This is a genomic window from Labrys sp. 22185, from assembly GCF_052045555.1.
Classification (GTDB): Bacteria; Pseudomonadota; Alphaproteobacteria; order Rhizobiales; family Labraceae; genus Labrys; species Labrys neptuniae.
Genome location: NZ_JBQEPH010000003.1, coordinates 32,289 through 58,473, shown reverse-complemented (window position 1 = coordinate 58,473; position 26,185 = coordinate 32,289). Strand labels below are relative to the sequence as shown.

22 protein-coding genes are annotated in these 26,185 nt (G+C 65.1%); 5 read left to right on the top strand and 17 right to left on the bottom strand.

The window, feature by feature from the left end:
- The first annotated feature begins 236 nt into the window (after window positions 1-236).
- Both ACTJKX_RS07765 and ACTJKX_RS07760 read left to right on the top strand, forming a co-directional pair.
- A complete protein-coding gene (locus ACTJKX_RS07765; RefSeq protein WP_440724903.1) occupies window positions 237-1,637 on the top strand; it encodes an amidase in 1,401 nt (466 codons plus the stop codon).
- A gap of 7 nt (window positions 1,638-1,644) precedes the next feature.
- Window positions 1,645-2,871: a Zn-dependent hydrolase gene (locus tag ACTJKX_RS07760; protein WP_440724902.1), complete on the top strand. Its 1,227-nt coding sequence runs from the start codon at window positions 1,645-1,647 to the stop codon at window positions 2,869-2,871.
- Between the two features lie 207 nt (window positions 2,872-3,078).
- Here ACTJKX_RS07760 and ACTJKX_RS07755 read toward each other — a convergent pair whose 3' ends face one another.
- The 4 genes from ACTJKX_RS07755 to ACTJKX_RS07740 all read right to left on the bottom strand — a co-directional run bounded on the left by ACTJKX_RS07755 (window position 3,079) and on the right by ACTJKX_RS07740 (window position 8,437).
- Complete coding sequence (locus ACTJKX_RS07755; protein WP_440724901.1) at window positions 3,079-4,902, bottom strand: ABC transporter ATP-binding protein; 1,824 nt, start codon at window positions 4,900-4,902, stop codon at window positions 3,079-3,081.
- Window position 4,903: 1 nt separating this feature from the next.
- Window positions 4,904-5,818, bottom strand: coding sequence for an ABC transporter permease (locus tag ACTJKX_RS07750; RefSeq protein WP_440725152.1), 915 nt, complete (start codon window positions 5,816-5,818; stop codon window positions 4,904-4,906).
- The gene (locus ACTJKX_RS07745; RefSeq protein ID WP_105860342.1) at window positions 5,815-6,795 is read right to left on the bottom strand and encodes an ABC transporter permease; all 981 of its coding nucleotides are present in this window, start codon (window positions 6,793-6,795) and stop codon (window positions 5,815-5,817) included. The genes ACTJKX_RS07750 and ACTJKX_RS07745 overlap by 4 nt, the downstream gene beginning before the upstream one ends.
- A gap of 79 nt (window positions 6,796-6,874) precedes the next feature.
- Window positions 6,875-8,437 (bottom strand): ABC transporter substrate-binding protein, encoded by a 1,563-nt coding sequence (locus ACTJKX_RS07740; protein WP_440724900.1) that lies wholly within the window; start codon window positions 8,435-8,437, stop codon window positions 6,875-6,877.
- Window positions 8,438-8,744: 307 nt separating this feature from the next.
- On the opposite strand from ACTJKX_RS07740, the gene ACTJKX_RS07735 reads away from it, so the two are divergent.
- Entirely contained in the window at window positions 8,745-9,524 is a 780-nt protein-coding gene (locus ACTJKX_RS07735) for an HAD-IIA family hydrolase (RefSeq protein WP_394313605.1), read from the top strand.
- Between the two features lie 184 nt (window positions 9,525-9,708).
- Here the strand turns inward: ACTJKX_RS07735 and hpaH are convergent, their stop codons facing one another.
- The 11 genes from hpaH to ACTJKX_RS07680 form a co-directional block, all read right to left on the bottom strand.
- A complete protein-coding gene (gene hpaH / locus ACTJKX_RS07730) occupies window positions 9,709-10,512 on the bottom strand; it encodes a 2-oxo-hept-4-ene-1,7-dioate hydratase (protein ID WP_440724899.1) in 804 nt (267 codons plus the stop codon).
- A gap of 1 nt (window position 10,513) precedes the next feature.
- Window positions 10,514-11,386 carry a fumarylacetoacetate hydrolase family protein gene (locus ACTJKX_RS07725; RefSeq protein ID WP_394313607.1) on the bottom strand — a complete coding sequence of 291 codons (873 nt, stop codon included), beginning with the start codon at window positions 11,384-11,386 and terminating at the stop codon, window positions 10,514-10,516.
- Window positions 11,387-11,478: 92 nt separating this feature from the next.
- Window positions 11,479-12,459: a 3,4-dihydroxyphenylacetate 2,3-dioxygenase gene (gene hpaD, locus ACTJKX_RS07720; RefSeq protein WP_440724898.1), complete on the bottom strand. Its 981-nt coding sequence runs from the start codon at window positions 12,457-12,459 to the stop codon at window positions 11,479-11,481.
- A gap of 85 nt (window positions 12,460-12,544) precedes the next feature.
- Window positions 12,545-14,062, bottom strand: coding sequence for a 5-carboxymethyl-2-hydroxymuconate semialdehyde dehydrogenase (gene hpaE, locus ACTJKX_RS07715; protein ID WP_394313610.1), 1,518 nt, complete (start codon window positions 14,060-14,062; stop codon window positions 12,545-12,547).
- Between the two features lie 44 nt (window positions 14,063-14,106).
- On the bottom strand, window positions 14,107-14,493 hold the full coding sequence (locus tag ACTJKX_RS07710; protein ID WP_440724897.1) for a 5-carboxymethyl-2-hydroxymuconate Delta-isomerase: 387 nt from the start codon (window positions 14,491-14,493) through the stop codon (window positions 14,107-14,109).
- A 57-nt stretch (window positions 14,494-14,550) separates the two neighbouring features.
- Entirely contained in the window at window positions 14,551-15,561 is a 1,011-nt protein-coding gene (locus tag ACTJKX_RS07705) for a phosphotransferase enzyme family protein (RefSeq protein ID WP_394313612.1), read from the bottom strand.
- Between the two features lie 162 nt (window positions 15,562-15,723).
- Window positions 15,724-17,007 carry an aspartate aminotransferase family protein gene (locus tag ACTJKX_RS07700; RefSeq protein ID WP_394313613.1) on the bottom strand — a complete coding sequence of 428 codons (1,284 nt, stop codon included), beginning with the start codon at window positions 17,005-17,007 and terminating at the stop codon, window positions 15,724-15,726.
- Window position 17,008: 1 nt separating this feature from the next.
- Entirely contained in the window at window positions 17,009-18,367 is a 1,359-nt protein-coding gene (locus tag ACTJKX_RS07695; RefSeq protein WP_440724896.1) for an aspartate aminotransferase family protein, read from the bottom strand.
- Window positions 18,368-18,379: 12 nt separating this feature from the next.
- Window positions 18,380-19,030: an HAD-IA family hydrolase gene (locus tag ACTJKX_RS07690; protein ID WP_394313617.1), complete on the bottom strand. Its 651-nt coding sequence runs from the start codon at window positions 19,028-19,030 to the stop codon at window positions 18,380-18,382.
- Window positions 19,027-20,280 (bottom strand): Tm-1-like ATP-binding domain-containing protein, encoded by a 1,254-nt coding sequence (locus ACTJKX_RS07685; RefSeq protein ID WP_394313618.1) that lies wholly within the window; start codon window positions 20,278-20,280, stop codon window positions 19,027-19,029. Before ACTJKX_RS07685 ends, ACTJKX_RS07690 begins: the two co-directional genes overlap by 4 nt.
- On the bottom strand, window positions 20,280-21,080 hold the full coding sequence (locus ACTJKX_RS07680) for an IclR family transcriptional regulator (RefSeq protein ID WP_440724895.1): 801 nt from the start codon (window positions 21,078-21,080) through the stop codon (window positions 20,280-20,282). Before ACTJKX_RS07680 ends, ACTJKX_RS07685 begins: the two co-directional genes overlap by 1 nt.
- Before the next feature lie 286 nt (window positions 21,081-21,366).
- On the opposite strand from ACTJKX_RS07680, the gene ACTJKX_RS07675 reads away from it, so the two are divergent.
- Together ACTJKX_RS07675 and ACTJKX_RS07670 are read left to right on the top strand one after the other, a co-directional pair.
- Window positions 21,367-22,857, top strand: a complete 1,491-nt coding sequence (locus ACTJKX_RS07675; RefSeq protein ID WP_440724894.1) for an APC family permease — start codon at window positions 21,367-21,369, stop codon at window positions 22,855-22,857.
- Between the two features lie 272 nt (window positions 22,858-23,129).
- A complete protein-coding gene (locus tag ACTJKX_RS07670; RefSeq protein WP_394313663.1) occupies window positions 23,130-24,608 on the top strand; it encodes an aldehyde dehydrogenase in 1,479 nt (492 codons plus the stop codon).
- 58 nt (window positions 24,609-24,666) lie between these two features.
- On the opposite strand, the gene ACTJKX_RS07665 is transcribed toward ACTJKX_RS07670, so the two are convergent.
- The gene (locus tag ACTJKX_RS07665; protein ID WP_187829496.1) at window positions 24,667-25,110 is read right to left on the bottom strand and encodes an SRPBCC family protein; all 444 of its coding nucleotides are present in this window, start codon (window positions 25,108-25,110) and stop codon (window positions 24,667-24,669) included.
- 179 nt (window positions 25,111-25,289) lie between these two features.
- Complete coding sequence (locus ACTJKX_RS07660; RefSeq protein ID WP_394313623.1) at window positions 25,290-26,150, bottom strand: helix-turn-helix transcriptional regulator; 861 nt, start codon at window positions 26,148-26,150, stop codon at window positions 25,290-25,292.
- Window positions 26,151-26,185 lie beyond the last annotated feature (35 nt).

Genomic DNA, 26,185 nt, shown 5'->3' with positions numbered 1-26,185 from the left:
AGCTAGAGCACGGAGCGTTTCGTTTGACGCATTTTGCCCTAGCGATGGTGATTTTGGAGGCGATGGCGCAGGCCATTGCCCCGATCCTATCTTCGCCGCGAAAGGCTGCGGTGAGGATGCCTGATGCTCCATGATTTCTTGTCCGGCAGACCGCGCCCCTACCCGACCTTCGGCAAAACCCGTTAGGTCGGCGATATCACCGGCGCTCGAATCCGCGCCGGAACAGGGAGCCTTCCATGTCCATCACTAGCCTTGTCGCCATGAGTGTCGGTGAGATCGTCGACGCCTATGCGGCAGGGGAGCTATCCCCGGTCGAGGTCACGCAGACGGTGATCGAGCATTCCGAGGCGACCAATGTCGCGGTGAACGCATTGTTCAGCCTGCGGCCGGAGGAGGCGCTCGCCACGGCCCAGGCCTCCGAAGCCCGCTATCGAGCCGGCACGCCGGCCGGGGTGCTCGACGGCATCCCGGTCACCGTCAAGGACAGCGTCGCCATGGTGGGCTGGCCCTATACCCACGGCATCGCCGCCAATCGCGACCAGCCGGCCTCTACCTACAATTCGCCGCCGGCCCTCGCTCTCATGGAGACCGGGGCCCCCATCTTCGCCAAGACGACCATGCCCGATTGCGGGCTGATGGCCTCCGGCATCAGTTCGCTGCATGGCGTCACCCGCAATCCCTGGGGCCTGTCCTGGAACACCGGAGGCTCCTCGGCCGGCGCCGGCGCTTCGGTCGCAGCCGGCATGGGCTTCCTCTCCGTCGGCACCGACATTGCCGGTTCGGTGCGCCTGCCGGCGGCCCATTGCGGCCTTGCCTCGCTCAAGCCGAGCCATGGCCGGGTGCCGCATCTGCCGCCCGACACCATGCGCATGGCCGGCCCGATGGGACGGAGGGTCGAGGATATCGCTCGCATGCTGACCGTGCTGACGCGCCCCGACGAGCGCGACACCTGGAGCTTCCCGGGCGACGGCATGCAGTATCACCGCCATCTCGAACGCGACCTCAAGGGACTGCGCATCGGCGTCCTTACCGATATGGGGTTCGGGCCGAAGCCGGAACCTGCCGTGCGCGCGGCGGTGGAAGCAGCGGGCCGGCTGCTGGAAAGCGCAGGCGCCATCGTCGAGCCCTTCGTCTCGCCACTCGATCACGACGCCTATGCGCCCATCGACCTCTATCTGCAGGTCCGCGGCTTCGTCGAATACAGCGATTTGCCGCCGCATGACAGCAACGGCATCAACCACTATGTGCGGGACTGGGCCCTGCAGGGGGCTTCGCATTCGGGCGAGGATCTCTTCCGCAGCCTCGGCGCCATCACCAGGATGAAGGCGGCCCTGCTCGCTGCCTTCGAAGGCTGGGACTATGTGATCGCCCCGACCCTGCCGGTGGTGAACTTTCCGGCCGAGGAGCCAGGCGTCTCGCGGGAGGTGCCGCTGGCCCATACCGTGTTCACCGCCCTGTTCAACCAGACCGGCCAGCCCGCGTCCACCATCTGCACCGCCTTCGATGACCGGCATCTGCCGATCGGCATCCAAATCATCGGCCATCGCTGTGACGATCTCGGCGTCCTGCAGGTGACCAAGGCACTGGAGGACCTCAGGCCTGTTACCATGGACTGGCCGCTCCAGCCGAGGGCATGAGGCGCGCATGGCTTCGATACTGAACCGCCTCCTGGAGACCTTTGCAAGGATTGGCGCCACACCGGATGGCGGGGTCTGTCGGCTGACCGGAACGCCTGAGGATGGTGGGGCGCGGGTGCGGCTCGCCGCCGAGATCCTCAGCCGTCAATTCGGCCTGCATGTCGACCCCATCGGCAACATGTTCGGCATCGCCACCCTTGCCCCATCGTCGCAGGAGGCGGTGCTCGTCGGTTCCCATCTCGACAGCCAGCCGACCGGCGGGCGCTACGACGGCGTCTATGGCGTGCTGGCGGGCCTGCTGGCCGTCGAAGCCGTCGTCGCACGCGCGGCGGCGGAGCCGGGCAAGGCCAGGCGCAATCTCGTCCTGGCCAACTGGACCAACGAGGAAGGCGCCCGCTTCCAGCCGAGCCTGACCGGCAGCTCGGTCTTTGCCGGGACGCTGGCGCTCGACGCTGCGCTCGGCCTTATCGACGGGGCTGGCGTTGCCCTGGGCGAGGCGCTGGCCGCCATCGGCTATCGCGGTACGGCAGACTTGCCCCTGCAGCCCCGGCGCTATGTCGAGCTTCATGTCGAACAGGGCCCTCTGCTGGAAGTGGAAGGTATCGAGATCGGCGTCGTCACCGGCTGCTGGGCTGCGCGCAAGCTGTCTCTGGTCTTTCACGGCGAGCCCTCGCATACCGGCCCGACGCGTATGGCGCGTCGCCGCGATGCGCTGCGAGCCGCCGCCAGGGCGATCGAACTGCATCATCAGCTGATCGAGGCGAGCGGCAGCGGTGCCCATGCTTCGGCGGCCCGCATCACCGTCGATCCCAATTCGCCCAATGTGACGCCGAGCCGGGTCCAGGTCTGGTTCGAGTTCCGCCATGAGAAGGCGGCTGTGGCCGTTGCGCTGGGCGATGCTTTTCTGGCTGAGGCGCGGCCTGCGGTGGCGCCTCTGGGTGTCGACATCGAGATCGCGGTCGATGAGCAGCGCGGCACGGCGAGCCTCGATCCGCACGGTGCGGCATTGACCACTGCGGTCGCCCGGGAACTGGATCTGTCTTCTATGGAAATGAAGACGATCGCAGGCCATGATGCGCTCGCCCTCAACAAGCGCATGCCGGCGTCGCTGATCTTCGTGCCGAGCCAAGGCGGCCTCAGCCACAACCCCGCCGAATTCACCGACGAAGCCGCGCTCGACAAGGGGCTGGCAGTGCTGACGGAAGTGCTCTGGCAGCTGGTGACGGAGGAGTAGGGTTCGGGGTGCTTGAAACCCGACCGGGAGAGGTGCAATCAGCCTTCTCCCCTTGTGGGAGAAGGTGGCCGAGCGTGCGAGGTCGGATGAGGGGTGAAACGCAGCCTTGCAGGCTATTCGCTGCCACCCCTCATCCGCCCCGTTGGGGCACCTTCTCCCGCAAGGGGAGAAGGTTATTCGTGCTTTATTTTGGACCGCTTAGTCCATTCAAGCCGCTGCCGATTTCTCCCCCGCTTCGGCATCGAGCAAATGGCAAGCGGCGAAGCTGCCCGGGCGGTGTTCCCTTAAGGCGGGCGTCTCGGTGCGGCAGCGCGCGAAAGCCTTGGGGCAGCGGGAGGCGAAGCTGCAGCCGGGCGGGATGTCGATCGGGCTCGGCGGCTCGCCTTCGAGCAGGTAGTCCTTGGGATCGAAGGGCTTTTCTTCCAGCGTCGGGGCCGCCGAGAGCAGGGCCTTGGTATAGGGATGCTGCGGCTCGAAGAAGAGATCGTGATTATCGGCGATCTCGACCATTTCGCCCAGATACATCACCGCGATGCGGGTACACACTTTCCGGACCATGGCGAGGTCGTGGGAGATGAAGACATAGGTAAGATCGTTCTTCTCCTGCAGGCTGGAGAACAGCTCGATGAGCTTGGCCTGTTCGCGCTGGTCGAGGGCGGACAGGGTCTCGTCGAGGATCAGGAGCTTGGGCGAGAGCACAAGGGCGCGGGCGATCGAGATGCGCTGGCGCTCGCCGGTGGACAGGGCGTTCGGCAATTCATCGTAGAGCCGGGGCGACAGGCCGACCTCCTGCATGGCCGCGATCACGCGCTCGCGCAGGGCCTTGCCGGAATGGCTGCCGCGGATCAGCAGGCTTTCCTCGATCATGCGGCCCACCGTGGTGCGTGGCGGCAGGGCATTGTAGGGATCCTGCAGCAGCAGCTGGAACTCGCCGCGCTTGGCCAGCAATTGCTGGGCGGAGAGCGTGCGCAGCGAGACCCCGCCGAGGATGATGTCGCCCTTGTCCGGCGCCTCCAACCAGGCGAGCAGGCGGGTCAGGGTCGACTTGCCGCAGCCGGATTCGCCGACAATGCCGAAATTCTCGCGCGGCAGGATGTCGAAGCTGACGCCGCGCACCGCCTGGATATGGCGGTAGGTGTTGAAGGTGCCGCGCTTGCGGGCAAGATAGGTGCGATGGGCCTCGGCCACCCGCATCAGTGGCGCATCGGCGTCGTTGCGGCGCGAGAGTGGTCGTTCGCGCGTCGACCAGATGCGGGGCACGCTGGCGATGGCGCGGCGGGTATAGTCGTCACCGGGGGCCTGCATCAGCGCAGCAAAGGGCTGTTCCTCCACCAGACGGCCCTGATGCAGCACGGCGGTGCGGCCGCCGAACTGGCCGAGCGTCGCCAGCGAGGACGACAGGTAAATCGTCGCCGTGTTGTGGCGTTGGCAGAGGTCATGCAGCAGCGCCACGATCTGGGCGGCGATGGTGACGTCGAGGGGCTGGGTGATGTTGTCGGCGATCAGCACGGCGGGTTCCGCGCAGATGGCGTCGACGATCATGGCGCGCTGCATCATGCCGCCGGAGAATTTGGCCGGATATTCGAAATAGCGCTCCTTGGGGGAGGGAATGCGCACCTCGCCGAGCAGCTGGATGACGCGCTCCTCGCATTCCTTCCGGCTCCAGGCCGGGCGTACGCTGCGCAGCTTCTCGCAGATCTGCACGCCGACCGGCTGGGTCGGGTCGAGCGAGCTCTGGGGCTTGGAACCGATATAGGCGATGTCGCGGCCGACGATGAAATTATCGCCGGCGGCGTCTCCGGTGATGTCCTTGCCGGCGAACAGCACGGAGCCCCGGCGATAGGTGAGGCTCTCGGGCAGCCAGTTGGCGAGGGCACGGCTCAGCACCGTCTTGCCGGCGCCGCTCTCGCCGTAGATGCCGAGGATTTCGCCGGTATGGAGGGTGAGGGCGATGTCGTCGAGCACCGGCGCCTCGTCGCGCGGCGAGCCGACGGTGAGATGACGGGTTTCCAGGATCGGGGAATTGTCCATCTCAGGCGCCTCCATAGATCTTGTTGCGCGCCTTTTCGAGGGCGGATCCCATCAGGTTGATCGATGTCAGCGCCAGGGCCAGGAACACGCCGGGGCTGGTGGCGATCCACCAGGCATTGATGAGATATTTGCGGCTGTCGGAAATGATCGAGCCGAAGCTCGGCGTCGGCGGCTGGATGCCGAGGCCGAGGAAGCCGAGGATCGCCTCGAAGATCATCATGCGGGCGACGTCCAGCACGGCGACGAAGGCGATCGGGGGCAGGATGTTCGGCGCCGCATAGAGCAGCAGGATGCGCCAGTCGCCGGCGCCCAGCACGCGCAGGCCGCGCACATATTCCTTGCCGCGCTCGGTAACGGCGGCGCTGCGGGCGACGCGGGCATAGAGCGGCCAGCCGGACAGGGCCAGCACGATGATGATGGTGTGCACCTCAGGCTTGGTCACGCCCAGGATGGTGATGGCCAGGATGATCATCGGGATCGAGAGCTGCGCGTCGGTGATGCGCATGATGATGGTGTCCCACCAGCCGCCCTTGAAGCCGGCGAGCAGGCCGAGTCCGCAGCCGATCAGGAAGACAAGCGCCACGGTGACCACGCCGATCAGCAGCGAATAGCGCAGGCCGATCAGGCAACGCAGCAGCATGTCGCGGCCGAGCTGGTCGGTGCCGAGTGGATGCAGCCAGGTCCATTTCTCGCCCAGGAACAGCGGTGGAAGGAACTTGTCCTTCACCACCATCTTGGTGGCGGAGATCGAGGAGAGCTCCGGATATATCGCCGAGGTGAGGAGCAGTGCCAGGAAGACGAACAGGCCGACGCGAAAGCTCGGCATGGCCCAGGCGCTGGCCAGGATGCGGCGGCTGATCGACTGGGCCCGTTCATAGGTGGGCGCGGCGTCGCTGATCACGGTGCTCATGCTCAGATCTCCACGCGGGGGTCGATGAGATAGGCCACGAGATCGACCAGGATGTTGATGAAGACGAAGACGGCGCTGGTGGTGATGGCAATGCCCTGGATCACCGGAAAGTCGCGGCCGAGCACGGAGACCACGGTGAGATTGCCCAGGCCCGGATAGTCGAAGATGTATTCGATCACCAGGACGCCGCCGATCAGGGTGGAGAGCTGGATGCCGAGCAGGTTGACCAGGGGCACCGAGGCGTTGCGCAAAGCGTGGGAATAGACGATGCGCCGGCGCGACAGGCCGCGCACGCGGGCTTCGTCGATGAAGGGCGCCTGCATCACCTCGCCCAGGGAGGTGGTCAGGGTGCGGATGATGAAGGGCGAGATCTCGACCGCCAGCACGAAGGCCGGCAGCAGCACGTAGCTGAAGCCCTTGTAGCCGAGTGCCGGCAACCAATCGAGCTTCACCGACAGGAACAGGATCAGCACGATGGCGAGCCAGAAATTCGGGATGGAGACGAAGAGCGACTGCACGCCGAAGGCCAGGGCATTGGGCCAGCCATGCTGGTTGAGCCCGCCCGCGAGCCCGATCGGAAAGGAGATCAGCAAGGCGAAGACCAGGGCGACGCCGGCCAGCTGCAGGGTCAGCGGCAGGCGCTCGAGGATGAGGTCTGCCACCGGCGCCATCTCGGCCTTGGTCGGATCGACATATTGCCCGCCCGCCGCGACGCCGCCGCTGCGCGGCCTGATATAGGATTGACCGAGATCGCCCTTGGCCAGGCCCATCATGTAGCGGCCATATTGCACGATGATCGGATCGCGCAGCCCCATCTTGGTGGCGACTTCCTCGACGACATTGTCCGGCGCCATGCCGCCCACGATCAGGCGGACGGGGTCGCCGGGGACCACGCGCAGCAGGGTGAAGATGATCAGCGACGTCAGGGCCACGATGAGCAGGCCCTGGGCGATCCGCTTGATCAGGAATTCGACAATCAGCATCGGCAAACGGTCTCGCGTCCAAACAACCGCTGGAAAAAAGTGGAGCCGGCCGGGGGGACCGGCTCCAGTCCCTCGCGGCTCAGGCCAGGTTTGCCTTGCTCATGTCCTGCATGCCGTTGGGATAGATGTAGAGACCGTCGAGCTTCTTGGAGTAGGCGTGGATGAACACCGAGGTGAACAGGGCCAGCGCCGGCGCCTTGCGCGCGATGGTCGGCAGGGTTTCCGTCTGCAGGATCTTCTTGCGCTCCTCGATCGACGAGGCATTGCGCTCCTTGTCCAGCACCGCGTCGATCTCCTTGTCGACGATGCCGGTGATGCGCTTGGAGGAGGAATGGAAGTGGGTGCGGATCACCAGGTCCGGCTCGGGCGAGCCCGTGCACCAGCCGCAATCGATCATGTTGCCTTCGCCGCCGCCCGGCTTGTCGTAGAGCAGATTGCCCCAGGCCGCGACTTCCAGGGTCTGCAGGTTCACCTTGAAGCCCTGCTCCTCCAGCATGCCGGTGATCAGCTCGGCATATTCCTTGGTCTTGGGATAGAAGCCGACCGAGGAATAATAGGTCAGCTCCGGCAAGCCCTCGCCCTTGGGGAAGCCCGCCTCGGCGAGCAACGCCTGGGCCTTGTCCGGATCATATTCGGGGTAGTCCGCAACTTCGGTGTAGCCGAACTTCACCGGCGAGATATGGGCCTTGGAGAAGGTGCCGGAGACGCCGAGGACTTCCAGCACCTGCTTGCGGTCGATCGAGTGACAGGCGGCAAGGCGGATGCGCGGATCGTCGAAGGGCTTCTTGGAGCAGCGGAAGAAGAGATATTTGTTCTCCACCGACACCGCCTTGTGGATGGCGAAGCGGTCGTCCTTGGCGATCGTATCGACCTGCTCCTGCTCCAGCCGCTCGATGATGTCGGCCTGGCCGTTGAGCAGGGACAGCGTGCGCGTGGTGGTGTCGCCGACGAAATGATACTCGACGCCGGGGATCTTGGGCGCGCCGAATATGAAATCGGTATTGGCGGCGAGGATGGTGGTGTCGCCCTTCTGGTCGACATATTTGAACGGGCCGGTGCCGTTCATGCGGGCCGAGAGCTGCGCCTTGTTGGCGACGTCCTTGGCCGCCATGATCGGCAGGAAGGACGAAAGGTAATAATAGAGCGCGGCCGGATAGCCATAGTCCTTGGTGTTGATATGGCAGGTGTGGTCGTCGACGATGTCGACCTTGACCTGGCCCGGATACCATTGCGCCGGCCTGTCGGCTTGGGAGCCATATTCATAGGTGGCCTTGACGTCGGCCGAGGTGAAGGGCGTGCCGTCATGGAACTTCACGCCTTTGCGCAGCTTCACCTCGAGCGTGTAGGTGTCGATCGGCTTGAGGGACTCCGCCAGCTCGAACACCAGCTCTTCCGGATTGTCGGGCTTCATCGGTGCCCGGGTCAGATAACCGAACACGAAACCCTCGACGATGAGCTGGCCGAGATTGGTATGGGTGGTCGGATCCCAATTGCCGGTCAGCGCCTCGGCACCGAGGAAGCGCAGGGGCCGGCCTTCGGCGGCGAAGGCCGAGTTGACCAGGAAGTCGGGGTTGACGCGGCCGAAGCCGAAGGCGCCGGCTCCGGCCAGCGCGCCCAGCATAAGGTCTCTGCGGTTGATCATCTCTCGTTCCTCTGAATGGGGGCGCAGAAGTTTTTCGGGCTCGCCTTCCGATCCGACGCAGTGCCGAGCCGTCCCGTCTTGTGGTTGGCGGGTGATGAAACTCTAGACCAGATGGCGCCGGAGCCTGATGCCTGCAGCTCCACGATTCCATTGCTGACCCTTCTCGCGCCATGCCCAATCAAGAGGCATGGAAACAGGGCCATGCATCGGGCGGCTGCCGGCACAGGAATGCAGGAGTTCAGGCAATAGGCGCTGCGTGCCCGGCCGGCCTATGATCCCAGCCGAATCGTGTCAGGGAACCTCGCCGATGCCGTCATTCCAATCCATGAATCTGAAGGGGATCGTTTCGGATCTCGACGGAGTGGCCTATCGCGGCGACAGCCCGATTGCCGATGCCGTCGAGGCCTTCCGGCGCTGGCGTGCGGACGGCATTCCCTATGCGTTCGTCACCAACAATGCCACGAAATCGGCTGCGGATTTCGCGGCCAAGCTCACGCAGATGGGGATTGTCGCCGAACCGGAGCAGGTCTTCTGCGCGGTCTCGGCCACGGCCAGCCTGATGCGCCGGCGCTGGCCCGCGGGAGCGCAGGTCTTCGCCATCGGCGAGCGGCCCCTGTTCGAGGCCCTGGAGGCAGCGGGCTTCACCCTGGCGGGGGACGATGCCGAGGTCGTGGTGCTCGGCTTCGACTATCAGCTGAACTACGCGAAATTGAGCACGGCGGTGCGCGCGGCGCTGGGTGGTGCGGCGGTGGTAGTGACCAATCCCGACCTGCTGGTGCCCGTCGAGAACGGCTATGAGCCCTGTGTCGGCGTGCTGGCGGCGGCGGTGCAGGCGGCGGTGCCGTCCTGCCAGCCGATCGTGGTGGGCAAGCCCGAGCCGCTGATGATCGAGGAGGCGCTCGGCTTTCTCGGCACGCCGCGTGAGGGGACGATCATGATCGGCGATCAGATCGCTACCGACATACTGGCCGGCCAGCGGGCGGGCCTGCGTTCCGTGCTGGTGACGACCGGCGTGGCCCCGGTCGCCAGGCCGGACGTCACCCCCGATATCGAGGTGTCGAGCCTGCTGGAATTGATTGGGAGCTGAACCTCGACCTTTGTCATCACCGGGCTTCGTCCCGGTGATCCAAAAGCCACGAACTCATAGAACTGCGGTGAATGGATGCCCGGGACGAAACCCGGGCATGACAAAATGGAGCATTTCTCGGCCCAGCCTCGGTCTCTGAGTCAAGCTGCGGGGACTCGCCCTCCGACCCTCGCCCTTCCCATCCTCAGGCGAAATAAGTGCTCACAGTGCCGTAGGGACCAAAATCCGCCACGATGGTATCGCCGTGCCGCGCCTCGATGGGGCGGATGAAGGAGCCGGCGAACACGATCTGCCCGGCCTCGATGCCCTGGCCATACTCGGCCAGCCGGTTGGCGAGCCAGGCGATGCCGCGTGCCGGCTGGTTGAGCACGCCGGCGCCGAGTCCGGTTTCCTCGACCTCGGCATTGCGCGAGACGATGGCGCCGATCCAGCGGAGATCGACACTATCAGGCCGCATCGCCCGCCCGCCCGTGACGATGCCGGCATTGGCGGCGTTGTCCGAGATGGTATCGAAGATGGTTCGGGTCTTCTTCGTCTCGGGGTCGACGCGAAGAATGCGCGTATCGAGGATTTCGAGGGCGGGCGTCACATAGTCGGTGGCATTCAGGACGTCGAAGACGCTGACGCGTGGTCCCCGGAGCGGCGCCTTCATCACGAAGGCGAGTTCGGCCTCGATGCGCGGCTGGATGAAGCGATCCGCAGGCACGGTCGCGCCGTCCTCGAACACCATGTCGTCGAACAGCACGCCGGAATCGGGGATGTCGATGTTCAGCGCCGACTGCATCGCCTTGGAGGTGAGGCCGATCTTCCAGCCGATCACCCTGGCACCGCGATCGATCTTCTTCCTCACCCAGGCGCCCTGGATCGCATAGGCATCGGCCATGTCCATGCCGGGATGTCTGAGGGAGAGGAGGCCGGTCTGGCTGCGGGTGCGTTCGGCCTCGTCCAGGCTTGCGGCGGCGGCGGCGATTTCGTCTGGCGTCAGCATCTCAGGCCTCGTCGGCGATGGTATTGGTGAGCGTGCCGATACCCTGAGCGCTGACTTCGACGACGTCGCCGGGCTTGAGCCAGATCGGCGGATCGAAGCGCGCGCCGGCGCCGGTCGGCGTGCCCGTGACGATGACGTCGCCGGGCACCAGCGTGGTGAAGGTCGAGATATAGGCGATGATCCTGGTGAAGGGGAAGATCATCCGGCTGGTCCGGTCCTGCTGGCGAAGCTCGCCGTTGACGCGGGTGGTGAGCTCGATGTCGGCGAGCTGGGCGCTGTCCGTATAGGGAACGAGCCAGGGGCCGATCGAGCCGGTGCGGTCGAAGTTCTTGCCTTGGGTGACGTTGAACTTGGCATGGCGCACCCAGTCTCGGATGGTGCCCTCGTTGCACAGAGACAGCGCGGCGATGTGACTGAGCGCCTCAGCCTCGGCGATGCGCCGGCCGCCCTTGCCGATGACGATGACGATCTCGCCCTCATAGTCGAGCTGCGGGCTTTCGGGCGGCCGGATCAATGGCTGGCCGTGGCCGGTGAAGGAGCGCGGGAAGCGGATGAAGAGCGACGGATTGGCCGGCGCGGCCTGGCCGTCCTTGTATTCCTCATTGCGGTCGGGAAAGTTCACGCCCACGCAGATCAGCTTCTCCGGCGCGGGGATCGGAATTTCGAAGGTGATGTCCGACAGGGCATAGTCGGGGGGCAGCGATGACGCTTCCTCGGCGAGTCGTGCCAGGGCGCCGGCTGTGATCACCTCGCGCAGGCTTGGCCAGCGTTCGCCATGGCGCTTCGACAGGTCGATGATGCTCTCGCCCTCCGCAAGGCCGTATTTCAGGGTTCCCTGATGGGAGAAGGCGGCAAAACGGGGCCTGTCGGTCACGATCGTCTCCTTGAAGATCTGGGCGGGGCGCATTCAGGACCGAACACGCGCCGTTTCGGTGTTTCCGGGGGCAGCGATATCCAGGCTGGCGATCAGGGAGCGATGATCGGCTGGGCCTTGAGGATGGAGTCGATGACGGGCGTGCCGGCGAACTGGCTGCCATGCTCGAACCAGGATTTGGGGGCGGGAGCGCCCCACAGCGTCTGGCGTTGCGGGTCCTTGAGGTCCCATTTGATCGGCTCGAGGTCGGGATCGACCGTCTGGTAGTCCGAGCAGTAGATCTCGATGCGATGGCCGTCCGGGTCGAGGATATAAAGGAAGAAGGCGTTGGAGATGCCGTGGCGCCCGGGGCCGCGCTCGATATTGGCAACCCAGCCCGAGGTCGCCATCAAATCGAGCAGGTCGATGATGTTGAGGGGCGTCGGCACCCAGAAGGCGGTGTGATGCAGGCGCGGCCCGCGGCCATTGGTGAAGGCGATGTCGTGCACGCCGCCCTTGCGATGGGTCCAGGCTGCCCAGAGCCGGCCGGTCTCCTCGTCCTCGGTATATTCGGTGACGCGAAAGCCGATCTCGTTGTAGAAGGCCACGGATGCGTCGACATTGGGCGAAAAGCAGTTGAAGTGGTCGATGCGCAGCGGTTTCACGCCGCGATAGAGCGCATATTTCTGATGGATCGGCGGCAGGCGGTCCATCTTCGAATAGAATTCCAGCGGAATGCCCTGCGGATCGCGGGTGCGGAAGGTCCTGTTCTGGTAGGGCCGCTCGATCCATTCCACAGGCAGGTCCTTGCCCCTGAAGAAATGCGCGGCCTTGTCGAGGTCGTCCTCCGAAAAGACCTTGAAGCCGAGGTCGCGCGCTTCGGCGGCATCGGCCTTTTTGAGGATGATGCAGTGATGGCCGCGTTCCTCCATGGCTCTCAGATAGATGGTGTCCGAGGTCTCGTCGGTCACCTGCAGGCCGAGAATGTCGACATAGAAGGCACGCGACTTGGCAAGGTCGGTCACCGCCAGCTCGACATGGCTGAGCCTGACGATGTTGAAGGGTGGATGCAGAACGGGTTGGGGTATGGGCATCGGATCTTCCTCCCGCCCGCTCCCTTGAGGGGCGGGCTGTCTTCTATGGCGGCCAGGCCTGGGGCTTATTCCTTCGAGCGGTCAATCAGCCGCCCAGCTTCGTGATGGCGTGGGGCGTGGTGGCGAAGGCGATGTTCTTGGTCTCCATGTAGAAGTCGAAGGACCAGTCGCCGCCGTCACGGCCGATGCCGGAATTCTTGACCCCGCCGAAGGGCGTCGGCAGGTGGCGCACATTCTCCGAATTGACCCAGATCATCCCGGCCTCCAGCGCATCGGTGAAACGCAGGGCCCGGCCGAGGTCAGAGGTCCACAGATAGCCCGCCAGGCCATATTGGACGTCGTTGGCCAGCGACAGGGCCTCGTCCTCGTCGGCGAAGGGGATCGCCGTCAGCACCGGTCCGAAGATCTCTTCCTGGGCGATGCGCATACGGTTGTTGGCAGCCGTAAACAAGGTTGGCGCGACATAGCAGCCGCCACCCGGCCCCTCGACCTTGGTGCCCCCCGCGGCAACCTTGGCGCCCTCGGCCTGACCGATGGCGATATAGTCGAGCACCTTCTTCTCATGCTCGGGATGGATCAGCGGACCGACCACGGTTTCCGGATCGAGCGGATGGCCGACCTTGATCCGGCTGGCCTTCTCGGCGATCAGCGCGGTGAACTTTTCGTAGATGCTTGCCTCGACGAGCAGGCGCGAGGAGGAGGTGCAGCGCTCGCCGTTCAGAGAATAGATCATGAAGACGGCGGCGTCGGCCGCCCGTTCGAGATCGGCATCGGCGAAGACGATCACGGGGTTCTTGCCGCCCAGCTCGAAATGCACGCGCTTCAGGGTCTCGGCACCCTGCCGCATGATCATCGCGCCGGTGCGGCTTTCGCCCACGAAACCGATCGCCTTGATCAGGGGGTGCTCGGTGAGGGCGCGGCCGGCATCCTCGCCAAAGCCGTTGACGAGGTTCCACACGCCCTTGGGCAGGCCGGCTTCCTCGGCGATCTCGACCAGCAGCCTTGCCGTCAGCGGCGAGAACTCGGCCGGCTTGTGCACGACGGTGCAGCCGGCGGCGAGGGCCGGGGCGATCTTCCAGGTCGACAGCATGAAGGGCGTGTTCCAGGGGGTGATGATCCCCACCGGCCCGATCGGCACGCGCGTGGTGACGTTGAACTGGCCCTCGGCGCGCAGCGACTTGCCGTCACGCGCCTCGGGGGCCCGGTCGGCGAAGAAGCGGAAATTCTCGGCGCCGCGTAGCGCTGCCTTGGCCATGAACTTCAGGGCCTGGCCGGTATCCATGCATTCGACGAAGGCGATCTCTTCGGCGCGCGCCACGATGGCATCGGCGATCTTGTGCAGGAGTTTCTTGCGCGTCGCGCCCGGCATGGCCGCCCATTCGGCGAAGGCCGATTTCGCCGCCTTGGCGGCACGGTCGACATCGGCGGCCGTGCCGCGTGCGATACGAGCGAGCGGCTTGAGATCGATCGGCGAGAGCGTCTCGAAGGTCGCGCCATCAGCGGCTGCGACGTCCTCGCCGCCAATGCGGTTGGCAACCACGCCACGCTTGAAGCGGTCGAGATAACCCTCGGCTTTGGTTAGGTTTTCCTGCAGTCTGGACATGACAAATCTCTCGCAAATCGGCGGCGGGTACCAGGGCTCAGGCCCTATTGTCCGCCGAGGCGTGGGTGGATGGCGTTGCGTTTCCAGCTCAATTCGGAATCGATTTCCCGGATTTCCAGCGAAAGCGCGAAGTGAGGAGTTTCGAACAGGGGAGCGAGGACTTCGCCCGCGACTGCAAAAAGGGCCTCGCCGGTCCGCCTCTTTTCGTCCGCGCTGCGGCCCTTGCCGATGCGAAAATTGAGGTCGACGAAGGCATTCTCCGGCAATCGGTCGGCAATGGCGAAATGCTCCGCCTTCAAGGCCCGGACGCGGATGGCACCGAGTTCGAACAGGCCGGTAGCCAGGATTGCGGCGTGCAGCCGGTCGCAGAGTTCGCCGATATCGGCGCGGCCTTCGAGATTGCCGGAATATTCGATGGTGAGATGCGGCATGTTTCCCAGCGTTTCCCGATCTATTTAATTAACATGTTAATAATTTAACCGACGATGTCAAGCCTCGATTTGCAGGGCATCGGCGAGCTGGAGGCTTTCCTTCAGATAACGCGACAGACGACCGGCCGCATTCGGGGTCTCGGGCCTTTGCGCAAGCCAGCCGATATAGGTCAGGCTCCGCAGCGTCAGGAACAGCGGCAACGCCGCAAGGGTTTCATCGCTCAGGCTGCGACGACTGCGATAGCCGGCGATCAGCGCGCGCTCGATGGCGGGATAGGTGGGTTCGCCCCGGTTCTTCAAAAGCGTGGTGGCTATGTCGAACAGGCGGTAGCCAGGGCCGCAATCATCGAAATCGATGAAGGCCACGCCGCCATTGGTGATGAAGACGTTCTCGCGCACGAGGTCGGCATGGATGAGGCCGTAGTCGAGGCGAGGGGCATGGCTGTCGAGGGCCTGGCTGAGCCGGACTCGGAGCGCGGCAAGCGCTTCGCTTTCTTGTGGCGAAAGGCCCGGACACTCCCAGAACCGTCCCCAGAGCGGTCGCCCGCCCACGAGCCCCTCAGCATCCCAGGCCGGCCGGTGGAAACCGGGTGGCTGCTGCCAGGCATCGGCGAGATCATGCATGGTGGCCATGGCCTGACCGATCCTGAAGAAGAGTTCGGCCTGTTTTTCCGGCGGTTGCGACAGGGGCGTTCCCGTCTGGCCGAGCGGCATACCCTCGATCCAGCTGACGACATCGGCATGCTGGGCAGCAAAGCGGGCATTGCCTGCCAGGGGCACGAGGCTGCGCCCGTCGGCAGCCGGAATGGACGCCGGCACGGCCAGTCCGCCCCGCTTGAGAGCCGTCATCCAGGCAAGCTCGGACTGCAGTGCCGCCTCGTCGTGATAGCCGGCGCGGTGCAGCCGCAGGGCGGCCGGTCGACCGTCGGCGAGGACGATGCGGAAAACCGCATTCTCCCGGTATTTGAGGAACTGCGGCTGCTGGGCCGGCACCGGCCAATGCCGGAGCGCTTCGCCGGCCCGTTCCAGCAACGCGTTCTTCAGCTCTTGCGTGAGATTGTCGGCCATTGTCGCCTCATGAAACGGCTCGCCGGTTGGTATTCTTACTCTCCCCTGGAGGGGGAGGGTCGACGCGTAGCGGCGGGGTGGGGTGATTGTCTCAACCGTCGCATTTTTCACCCCACCCCGGCCTTTCAGGCCGACCCTCCCCCTTCAGGGGAGGGTTAAGTCTCACAGGCTGGACAACACGTCGTCGAGGGTGGAGAGCATCAGGTCGGCATGCTCCGTCGAGAACGGCATGGGCGGGCGGATCTTGGTGGCGCATTGATGCACGCCGATCTTGCCCATCAGCACGCCGCGCTCGCGCATGGCGTTGACGATGCGGGTGGCCAGATCCGGGGCCGGTTCCCTGGTTGCCCGGTCCAGCACGAATTCGGTGCCCATGAACAGGCCGCTGCCGCGGATGTCGCCGATGAGGGCGTGCTTGCCGGCGAGCCGCTCGAAGCCGGCCCGCGCATGGGCGCCGACGGTGCGGGCATTCTCGATCAGCTTCTCTTCCTCGATCACGTCGAGGACGGCCATCGCAGCGGCGCAGGAGACCGGGTTGCCGCCGAAGGTGTTGAAGTAGCGGAAGGCCTTGCGGAAGGCGTTCAGCGTATCGATGTTGGCGACCACGCCGCCGACCGGGTGGCCATTGGCCATCGGCTTGCCCAGCGTGACGATATCGGGAACGAAGCCGGCGCGCTGGTGGCCCCACATATGGCTGCCGGTGCGGCCGAAGCCGGGCTGCACCTCGTCGGCGATGACGAGGCCGCCGGCCTTGTGCACGGCCGAGACCGCTCGGTCCAAAAAGCCCGATGGCAGGTCGGGAAAGCCCTCATTGGCGAAGAAGGGATCGATGATCAGGGCAGAAAAGCCGTACGGGCTCGCCTCCAGCGAGGCGATCGCCTCCTCGACCTTGGCGGCGAAGGCCGTCGCGAAGGCATCGCCCGGCACCCCGCCCAGCGGGCGGTAGCTGTCCGGCGCCGGCACATGGCGGACATGGCCGCCAAAGCCGCCGACCGGCGGCATCCGGGTGGAGAGCTGCGACACGGCGGCGGTGTTGCCGTGATAGGTATGATCGGTGGCGATCACGCCGGTCCGTCCGGTCACCGCCTGCGCCATGCGCAGTGCGACGTCATTGGCCTCGCTGCCGGTGCAGGTGAGGATGGCGGCGTTCAGGCTGGCGTCGAAGGTCGCGGTCAGGCGCTCGACATAATCGAGGATGCCCTCATGCAGGTAGCGCGTATGGGTGTTGAGGGTCGAAGCCTGGCGCGTGATTGCCTCGACCACGCGAGGATGGCAGTGACCGACATGCGGTACGTTGTTGTAGCAGTCGAGATAGCGCCGGCCCTCGTCATCCCAGAGCCAGACGCCTTCGCCGCGGGTGAGATGTACCGGCTCCTCGTAGAACAGCGACATGTTGCGCCCGAGCAGCCTTTCGCGGCGGGCGAGCAGAGCGGCGTTGCCGGCCATCTCAGCGCCCTCCCGCGGCGCTCAGCCCGGCATCGAGGGCGGCGACGATGCGCGCCACGTCCCCGGCCGTGATCACCAGCGGCGGTGAGATGATGACATTGGCCCCCGAGGTACGCACCAGCACACCTGCCTCATAGGCGACGTCCTGCACCTTCTGCACCACATCCTTGGCGGCAGGCGTCTTCTTGGCGCGGTCGCCGACCAGTTCGAGCGCCCACATCAGGCCAATGCCGCGCACGTCGCCGACGAGTTCGTGCCGGGCCTTGAGCCCGTCGAGACCCTGGCCGAGCTCGGCGCCACGGGCGGCAGCGTTGGTGGCCACGTCGAGCCGGCGGATTTCCTTCAGCGTGGCGATCGCCGCCGCCGCGCCGATGGGATGGCCGGAATAGGTGTAGCCATGGCTGATGGTGGCGAGCGTGTTCTTGTTACCCTCGAAGGCCTGGGCGATCGTCTCCGAGATCATCGCCACGCCGAAGGGGAAATAGCCGTTGGTGATCGCCTTGGCCGTCGACATCAGATCGGGCTTGATGCCCCACAGGCGCGATCCGGTCCAGGCGCCGGTGCGGCCGAAGGCGGTGATCACCTCGTCGGCGATCAGCAGGATGCCGTGCCGGTCGCAGATCTCGCGCATCAGCGGCAGGAAGCTCTCATGCGGCACGATGATGCCGCCCGAGCCGAGCACCGGCTCGAGGATCAGGGCCGCGATGGTATCGGCACCCTGGAAGGCGATTTCCTCTTCGAAGAGCCGGCCGATCGCCGCCGCGATCTCGGCGCCGTCCTCGGTGCCGAACGGATTGCGGTAGGGCCAGGGTGCCGGCAGATGGTAGACGCCCGGCAACAAGGGCTCGTAGTTGCGGCGGAAATGCTGGTTGCCGTTGACGGAGGCGCCGCCGAAATGGGTGCCGTGATAGCCCTTCTTCAGCGCGATGAACTTGGTGCGCTCGGGCTGGCCGTTGACCCGGTGATATTGGCGCGCCAGCCGCAGGCAGGTTTCCACCGAATCCGAGCCGCCGGAGGTGAAGAAGGCGCGGCTGAGTCCGTCCGACTTGAACCACTCCGCCAGCTCATAGGCGAGCTCGATCGAGGGCGCGTTGGTGGTGCCCCGGAAGGTCGAGTAATAGGGCAGTTCATCGAGCTGGTCCTTGATCGCCTGTTTGATCGGGTCGCAGGAATAGCCCAGATTGACGTTCCACAACCCGCCGACGCCGTCCAGCACTGTCTTGCCGTGGATGTCGGTGATCTCGACGCCCCTGGCGGAGGTGATGATGCGCGGCGGATTGGCCTGCATGTCGGCCGGATGCGCCATTGGATGCCAGAGCTGACGGGCATTGTTCTCGATCAGGAAATTGGTCTCACGCATCGTTCATTCCTCTCAAAGGCCGAGCATGGCCAGGGCCTGGGCATAACCCTCGGCTGGCCGGGTGACGTCGAAATGGACAAAAGGCAGGCGCACCGCTCTGGCGCCCTCGATGTTCTTCAACTGGTCGTCGACGAAGACACAAGCCTCCCGGGCGATCCCGAGCTCGGCGAGCACCTGCTCATAGGCGCGCGGGTCAGGCTTCAGGATGCCGGTATGGGTGGCATCGACGATCACGTCGAAACGGTCGATCAGGGGAAAACGCCGGCGGAATTCGGCGCCGTAGAACAGGTCGAGTTCGTTGGAGAGGATGGCGAGCTTCAGCCCCGCCGCCTTCACCTGCAGGATGGCATCGCGCGCTTCCGGGCGCAGCACCAGTCCGGGCTCGGCGCCGCGGGCCCGGCGCACGAAGGTCTGCATATCCGTCCAGTCCTCGCCGACCATCTGGCCGACCTCGCGGGCCCGGGTGAGCCAGTAGTCGCGCTCGCTGATCTCCTGGCGCTGCATCGAGACCCAGAGCGGATCGGTTTCCGGGGCGAAGGGGCCGCGCCAGGTAAGGGTATCAGGCTTCAGGCCGAGCGTGCGCTCGGTGACGTCATGCGTTTCGAACAGGGTGCGGGTGACGACACCGCCGAAATCGAGGATGAGGGCGCGTTCGCCGGTCATGGCCGTCCCTCCGGGACGATGCCCTCGGCCACCCATGCGTCGAAGAGCGCGAGCGCGGCATCCGAGAAGTGCGGCGCGTTGATGTGCGCGTCGATCTCCCGCAGGGCGACGTTCGGCGGCAGGGACTTGCGGATCTCGTCCACGAAGGCGGCATGGCCGGCCGGATCGTGCAGGGGTTCGCCCTGCTTGTCCCATTCCTGCAATCCCTCGATCGGCAGCAGGAAGGCAGTCTTGCCGGCGGCCCGCCCGAGCTTGGCGGCGACGACCCGGGCGATTTCGCGGCGGCCCTCGGGCGAAGCGGTCACCGAGCCGATCAGGCGGTTATGGGCGTGGTAGGGGCGGTCCGCCAGAACGGGCGGCGGCTCGCGCCAGGATGGCAGGTCGACCATATCGACGGCACCCGGGGCGACGATCTGGGGAACGCCGGCGCGTCCGGCATTCTCCAGGCGGTCGGGACCGGAGGTGACGATGCTGCCATAATGGTGGTTGCTGACTTCCTGGATGCAGAAATCGAACACTGCCGCAAAGCCGCCCTTCTCGGCTACTGCCTCGAAGGCGCGCCCGCCCATGCCGGTGGCATGAAAGACCGCGACGTCATAGCCCCGCCGTTCCAGCTCGGGTTTGAGATGCTTCATATATTTGAGGCAGGTGGAGCCAAGGGAAGTCATGCCGATCAGGGGGCGGGCTGTATCCGGCTTGCGGCTATGCCGGGCTGCACCCACCACGGCACCGCAGGCCTGCGACAGCACGGCGCAGCAAATGCCGCTGAGGCCATAAAGGCCGCCGGCCCACAGAATCATCATCAGGTCGGGCGCGATGCGCTCGGGCGGAACGAGGTGGGAATAAGCGATCGTCGAGACGACGAATTTGGGGATGCCCACTGGCAGGACGGCCGATACGTCAAGGGCGAGGTCGGTGCCCATCGAGCCGCCGAGCGCGATGATGCCATCCACCTTGCCGGCCCGGTAGAGGTCGAGGACGAGGGCCGACGCTCCCTGTGCCATCAGGGCCATCGCGCTGTTCTCATCCCCGCTGGTGATGATGGCATCGATGGAGGTTCGGGCAGCCGCGGCGACATCGTGCCTGGAGTGATCGGGGAGATAGGGCGGATTACCCAGGATGCTGACATCGACCATGACGGGGCGTCCGCCCGCTTCCCGGATGACGGAGGCCATGAACTGCAGTTCGTCCGATTTGGTGTCGCCCGTTCCGATGACGAGTATTCTGGGCACCGAGACCACCGTGCTCATCAGGCAGTCCTCCCAAGACGAGCGGTACCAAGACGAGCCTTGGCTTCAGCGGGGCGTTCCAGACCGTAATATTTTTCCGAAATGGCCTCGGCAGTGGCGACGGCCTCCGCGCCCAAAGCCTGCAGGGCCGTCTTGCCGACACGCGCCGTCGGAGCCGCGATCGCGATGCATCCGATCGGATGGCCGCTGGGTGCAAGGATCGGGGCGGCCACGCTGACCACGCCGATCTCGAAGCCCTGATGGCCGATCGAGAAGCCGCGGGCCCTGGTTTCTCCGAGCGATTCGCCAATCCTGGCCGGATCGGTGATCGTATACTCGGTGAAGCGTTCCAGCGGCGATGCCAGGGCAGCCGCGATCTCCGCCGCGGGGCGGAAGGCCAGGAAGGCGAGCCCCGACGCCGTCGCGTGGAAGGGCAGGTTGCCCCCGACATCGACGATGACCCGATGAGCTCGTGGTGAATCCTCGACGTGGATGGTGGCGAGCTGGCCGCCCGAAAATTCGGAAAGATGCACCGTCTCGGCCGAGGCCTCCGCCAGTGCCTTAATATGGGGCAGGGCGATGCGCAGGAAGGGATAGCGGGCCTCGCGAATGCGGGCGAGGCGCACCGGCGCCGCTCCGATGCGGTATTTGCGTGTCACCGGGTCCTGCTCGACGAAGCCATGCTTGGTGAGCTCCACCAGGAAACGCCGTGTGGTGGCCTTATCGAGGGCGCAGAGCCGGGCGATGTCGGTCAGCCCCGCCTCCTCCTCAAGGCGCGACACGGTGTCCAGCAATGAAAGGGCCTTGCCGATCGTGCTCATTCTTCCTCCACCGGGGTCGGTTCGTGTCGGCTTCCGGTGCACCGGGAGCCTTGCGGGTTCTTCTGCCGGGACCCAAGATAATTAACATGCGAAATAACTTGACAGCTGCCGCGGTTCTTTGCAAGTCTATATTTGAAGTAACGGTTCAAATATTGAACCGAAGTTTGCGCATCAATACAGACGGCCAACAAGAATAAGGGGCAGCATCGTTCATGCCGTTTCAGACGAAACGGCGGGCGGGCTTCCCCATGCATGCCGGCGCCTTCAACCAGGGGAACGAACACCCATGACCGTGCAAGATTCGCGGCAAGATTCGCGGCAAGACACGCGACACGACTCGCAAAGCCAACCATCCAACCAGCTCCGCAAGAACAGCCTCGGCGTGGGGGCGATCACCTTTCTGGTGGTCTCGGCCGCAGCGCCGCTGACGGCGGTCGCCGGCGGTGTGCCCCTGTCCATGTTGCTGGGCAATGGCCCCGGCATCCCGCTGACCTTCGTACTGGTCACCCTGATCCTGCTGCTCTTTGCCGTCGGCTATGTCGCCATGGCCCGCCATATCCGCAACGCCGGCGCCTTCTATGCCTATACAGCCCAGGGGCTTGGCGGCCTGATGGGCGGCGCGGCGGCCCTCATCGCCATTCTCGCCTATAATTGCATGCAGATCGGCGTGTTCGGCATGTTCGGCGCGACGACCAAGGGCTTCTTCGCCGAACAGTTCGGCCTGGACCTGCCCTGGTGGGTGTGGACTTATGTCGGCATCGCCGCGGTGGCTGTCTTCGGCTATCGCCGCGTCGATCTGTCGGCCAGGATCCTCACCGTGCTCGTCGCCCTGGAATATCTGGTCGTGCTGGTCATCGATGCGGCGATCTTCTTCAAGGGCGGCGATGCCGGCCTCTCCCTCACGCCTTTCACGCCGGCGGCGTTCTGGAGCGGCACGCCCGCCATCGGCATCCTGTTCTGCTTTGCCGCCTTCATCGGCTTCGAGGCGACCACGATCTACAGCGAGGAGGCGCGCGAACCGCACAGGACCGTGCCGCGGGCGACCTACATCTCCGTGCTGATCATCGGCGTGTTCTACATGCTGACCTCATGGCTGATGGTGAACGGTGCCGGCGTCGACAAGCTCGTGCCGCAACTGCAGGGCCTTGCCGATCCGACGACCTTCCTCTTCGGCCTCGCCGAACGCTATGTCGGACACTGGATCACCGTGGTGATGAGCCTTCTGTTCATCACCAGCCTGTTCGCGGGCGTGCTCGCCTTCCACAATGGCGTGGCGCGCTACATCTATGTCGCCGGCCGCGAGGGGCTTCTGCCGCGCTCGATCGGCGTGACGCATCCCCTGTTCCAGAGCCCCCATGTCGGCTCGATGATCCAGACCGTCATCGCCGTGCTGGTGGTCGCGCTCTTTGCCGCCACCGGCCAGGATCCGGTGCTGGCGCTGTTCTCCTGGCTCACCAATGTCGCGACCCTGGCGATCATCCTGCTGATGGCCTTCACGGCGTTGGCGATCGTTGCCTTCTTCACCCGCAATCCAGGGCTCGAAGGCAATGTGCTGGTGACCAAGATCCTGCCGGTGGTGACCGGCCTGATCCTGCTGGCCCTGGTCTATTTCATCGCGGTGAATTTCGGGGCATTGGCGGGCGCCAATGGCGTGCTCGCCGTGTTGCTGCCGGGCCTGGTGCCGATTGCTGGCATCATCGGCTTCCTTGCGGCTGCCCGGCTGAAATCCGCCGACGCTACTGCCTTTGCCAGGCTGGGCGTCGGCCAGGAGGTGTAGCCTGACAGCCGCAAGAGCAAATCTGGCCTTTCGCGAGAGGCTGCCTGAAGGATCGGGAAACACGACCTTTGTCATTGCCGGGCTTTGTCCCGGCAATCCAGAGGGCAACGCGACCTGAAACAGCGAGGACTGGATGCCCGGGACAAAGCCCGGGCATGACAACAACGGAGCTTTTCTCAATGAGCGACTGTGGTCGTGGGTTGAAGATGGGCGATCGCTCCAATCCTGACGGTGGACATACGCCCACCGTCCCCATCCGCGAGAGTTCAGAAATGCAGGACCAGATCGACCGCCTTCGACATAGTCCCATCGCCCCGCAATCGCTGTTCATTGGTGGCAATTGGAGCGAGCCGCAGGATGACGCCGTCCTCGACGTCATCTCGCCGATCGATGGGCAGAAGTTGACCACGATCGGCGATGCCGGGGCTGGCGATGTCGACCGCGCCGTGCGCGCCGCCCGCCTCGCTTTCGAGAAAGGCTCCTGGTCGAAGGCGGCGCCCTCACTGCGCAAGAAGGTGCTGCTGCGCATCGCCGAACTGATCGAGCGAGATGCCCTCGATCTTGCCGTGCTGGGCGTACGCGACAACGGCACGGAAATGGCCATGGCGCTGAAGGCCGAGCCGGGCAGTGCGGCGGCGACCTTCCGCTACTACGCCGAAGCGATCGACAAGGTCTACGGGGAGATCGCGCCCACGGCCAGCGATGTGCTCGGGCTCGTCCATCGCGAGCCGGTCGGCGTCGTCGCCGCCATCGTGCCGTGGAACTTCCCGATGATGATCGGGGCCTGGAAGATCGCACCGGCGCTGGCGGCCGGCAATTGCGTGGTGCTGAAGCCGGCGGAGGGAGCTTCGCTGAGCCTTCTCAAACTGGCTGCCCTGTGCGCCGAGGCCGGCCTGCCGGAAGGCGTACTCAACGTGGTCACGGGCAGGGGGGCGGTGACAGGCGAGGCGCTCGGCTTGCATGGCGATATCGACGTCATAGCCTTCACCGGTTCGGGCGTCGTCGGGCGCAGGCTGCTCGAATATTCGGCCCGCTCCAACCTCAAGCGTGTCTATCTCGAGCTCGGCGGCAAGTCCCCCAACATCGTGTTCGCCGACGCGCCCGATCTCGATCGGGCGGCAAAGCTCTCGGCCCAGGGCATCTTCCGCAATGCCGGCCAGGTCTGCGTCGCCGGTTCGCGCCTGCTGGTGCATCGTTCCATTCACGAGGCCTTTTCCGAAAAGCTCGCCGCCATCGCTTCCACCATGAAAGTCGGCGATCCGCTGGAGCTCTCAACCGAGATCGGCGCCGTCTCCAGCGAGGCGCAGCTGAAGAAGGACCTGGCCTATGCCGAGCAGGCCCTCGGCGAGGGCGCGCGCCTGCGCACCGGCGGCCGGCAGATTCTCCAGGAAAGCGGCGGCTTCTACATGCAGCCGACGATCTTCGATGTCACGCCCGGCATGACGCTTGCGCGGGAGGAAGTCTTCGGCCCGATCCTGTCGATCATTCCCTTCGAGACGGAGGCCGAGGCGATCGCCATCGCCAATGCCAGCGATTACGGCCTCGCTTCCGCTGTTTGGACCGCCGACCTCTCGCGCGCCCATCGCATGGTTCGCGCCCTGCGTGCCGGTGTGGTGCATGTCAACACCTATGGTGGTGCCGACAATACCGTGCCTCTCGGCGGCGTAAAGCAGTCCGGCAACGGCCATGACAAGTCGCTGCACGCTTTGGACAAATACAGCGATCTCAAGACGGCCTGGATCCAGCTTTGACTGAACGCGTGGTCATCACCAGGGCGCCAGGCCTGGCGCCCTGGTGGGTGGGCCAAAACTATTGATTGATCTCGGGCTCGACCAGCCGCGCCAGGTTGCGCAGCGAGTCCTGCCAGCCGAGATAGCAGGCCTCGGGCGGGATGAGGTCGGGAATGCCGGCCTGCTCGATGTTCAGCTCGGTGCCGCAGGACACTTTCTTCAGCGCCACGGTCACCACGATCTCGCCTGCCAGATTGGGATCGTCGAACTTGTCCGTATAGCGCAGCCGCTCGCCTGGCACGAGTTCGAGATATTCGCCGCCGAACGAATGGCTATGGCCCGTGGTGAAGTTGCGGAACGACATCTTGAACGTGCCGCCGACGGTCGGCTCGGAATGATGCACCGTGCAGGTGAAGCCGTTCGGCGGCAGCCATTTTGCAAGGGCATCCGCTTCGAGGAAGGCCCGATAGACCTTTTCGGGGCTGGTGGCGAGAACGCGGTGCAGGCGGATGGTGCTGGGCATGGTCATTGTCCTCTTGACTGAGAGAGCGGAAAGTCATGGGCGAAGGCATTTGCCATGCCCCGAGGACGAACACCGCTCCGCCCGTCCGACAGAGCGGCACAGATTTTTTTGGCACCCGCCTCCATCGGCCAAGGCCTCGCGGGGATTCCATCGAGGCACAGCTCGGTCGATGGCGGCGTTCACATCCCTCCGGAAGGCAGGCCCTCCGGTAAGCGGATCTGCCTGGCTTCGCCGCCGCCGCTCCAGCTTTCCAGGTCGAGCTTCCACAGCGGCGGCAGCTTTGCGAAGGGAGGCGTGGTATGGGCGATCACGATCGCCGCGCGCCGGCTGTCGGAATCGACTTTCAAATTGATCGCCTTGACATGGGCCTTGATGGCGTCGAGCCCGATCTCGAGGATACCCGCGATCTCCTGGTTCGACTTGCCCTGGGCGATCCAGGATGCCACCTCGACCTGGCGCGGCGTCAGCGTGGGAAATGCCAGCCGCAGCCGGTGGGCCGGCGTGAGCTTGGCCAGGGTACGTTCCTGAGCCTGGCGGTAGCATCGTAGGATATGGGTGCGGAAGGCCTGCAGCCGATCGCGATCATCATCGCTGAAAGCCGGCCGGCCCACGATGCGATGGCCGACGATCGAAACGGCATAACCTGAGTGCTCCATCACGATCCCGATCATCCGGCGGGCTCCGGATGGCAGGAACGCCTCCCTTGCGATCGGAAGTTCGACGAATTCCTCGTCGCTGAAGAAGTCGGACTCGCGCAAGGCCCGCTCGCCATAGAAGGCTGGGTCATGCTGCCAGAACGGATGGGAGTGCATGTGCCGCGCAAAGGCCTGCATGGCAGTCGCCCGCCGGCCCGGATCGTCGCCGACGGACACCAGAGCGCGAAAGTCGCGGCTGGGATGGTGAAATTCGGTGAAGCTCACCACTTCCGCCTCGACCAGGCGGCCAATGGCGGCGAATAGAAGAGCGGGAAGCGTTTGCAGATCCGGCTCCGCTTCGTAGAGGCGAATGATCTCAGTATCGAGTTTGTTGTCCCTGTCCATGGGATCCTGCGGAAAAATCTGGGGTGCGATTTCAG

Bases quoted from the DNA above. Each gene is read 5' to 3' on its own strand.
- ACTJKX_RS07765 (WP_440724903.1), top strand. From the start codon at position 237: ATGTCCATCACTAGCCTTGTCGCCATGAGTGTCGGTGAGATCGTCGAC.
- ACTJKX_RS07760 (WP_440724902.1), top strand. From the start codon at position 1,645: ATGGCTTCGATACTGAACCGCCTCCTGGAGACCTTTGCAAGGATTGGC.
- ACTJKX_RS07755 (WP_440724901.1), bottom strand. From the start codon at position 4,902: ATGGACAATTCCCCGATCCTGGAAACCCGTCATCTCACCGTCGGCTCG.
- ACTJKX_RS07745 (WP_105860342.1), bottom strand. From the start codon at position 6,795: ATGCTGATTGTCGAATTCCTGATCAAGCGGATCGCCCAGGGCCTGCTC.
- ACTJKX_RS07740 (WP_440724900.1), bottom strand. From the start codon at position 8,437: ATGATCAACCGCAGAGACCTTATGCTGGGCGCGCTGGCCGGAGCCGGC.
- ACTJKX_RS07735 (WP_394313605.1), top strand. From the start codon at position 8,745: ATGCCGTCATTCCAATCCATGAATCTGAAGGGGATCGTTTCGGATCTC.
- hpaH (WP_440724899.1), bottom strand. From the start codon at position 10,512: ATGCTGACGCCAGACGAAATCGCCGCCGCCGCCGCAAGCCTGGACGAG.
- hpaD (WP_440724898.1), bottom strand. From the start codon at position 12,459: ATGCCCATACCCCAACCCGTTCTGCATCCACCCTTCAACATCGTCAGG.
- hpaE (WP_394313610.1), bottom strand. From the start codon at position 14,062: ATGTCCAGACTGCAGGAAAACCTAACCAAAGCCGAGGGTTATCTCGAC.
- ACTJKX_RS07710 (WP_440724897.1), bottom strand. From the start codon at position 14,493: ATGCCGCATCTCACCATCGAATATTCCGGCAATCTCGAAGGCCGCGCC.
- ACTJKX_RS07705 (WP_394313612.1), bottom strand. From the start codon at position 15,561: ATGGCCGACAATCTCACGCAAGAGCTGAAGAACGCGTTGCTGGAACGG.
- ACTJKX_RS07700 (WP_394313613.1), bottom strand. From the start codon at position 17,007: ATGGCCGGCAACGCCGCTCTGCTCGCCCGCCGCGAAAGGCTGCTCGGG.
- ACTJKX_RS07695 (WP_440724896.1), bottom strand. From the start codon at position 18,367: ATGCGTGAGACCAATTTCCTGATCGAGAACAATGCCCGTCAGCTCTGG.
- ACTJKX_RS07690 (WP_394313617.1), bottom strand. From the start codon at position 19,030: ATGACCGGCGAACGCGCCCTCATCCTCGATTTCGGCGGTGTCGTCACC.
- ACTJKX_RS07685 (WP_394313618.1), bottom strand. From the start codon at position 20,280: ATGAGCACGGTGGTCTCGGTGCCCAGAATACTCGTCATCGGAACGGGC.
- ACTJKX_RS07680 (WP_440724895.1), bottom strand. From the start codon at position 21,080: ATGAGCACGATCGGCAAGGCCCTTTCATTGCTGGACACCGTGTCGCGC.
- ACTJKX_RS07675 (WP_440724894.1), top strand. From the start codon at position 21,367: ATGACCGTGCAAGATTCGCGGCAAGATTCGCGGCAAGACACGCGACAC.
- ACTJKX_RS07670 (WP_394313663.1), top strand. From the start codon at position 23,130: ATGCAGGACCAGATCGACCGCCTTCGACATAGTCCCATCGCCCCGCAA.
- ACTJKX_RS07665 (WP_187829496.1), bottom strand. From the start codon at position 25,110: ATGCCCAGCACCATCCGCCTGCACCGCGTTCTCGCCACCAGCCCCGAA.
- ACTJKX_RS07660 (WP_394313623.1), bottom strand. From the start codon at position 26,150: ATGGACAGGGACAACAAACTCGATACTGAGATCATTCGCCTCTACGAA.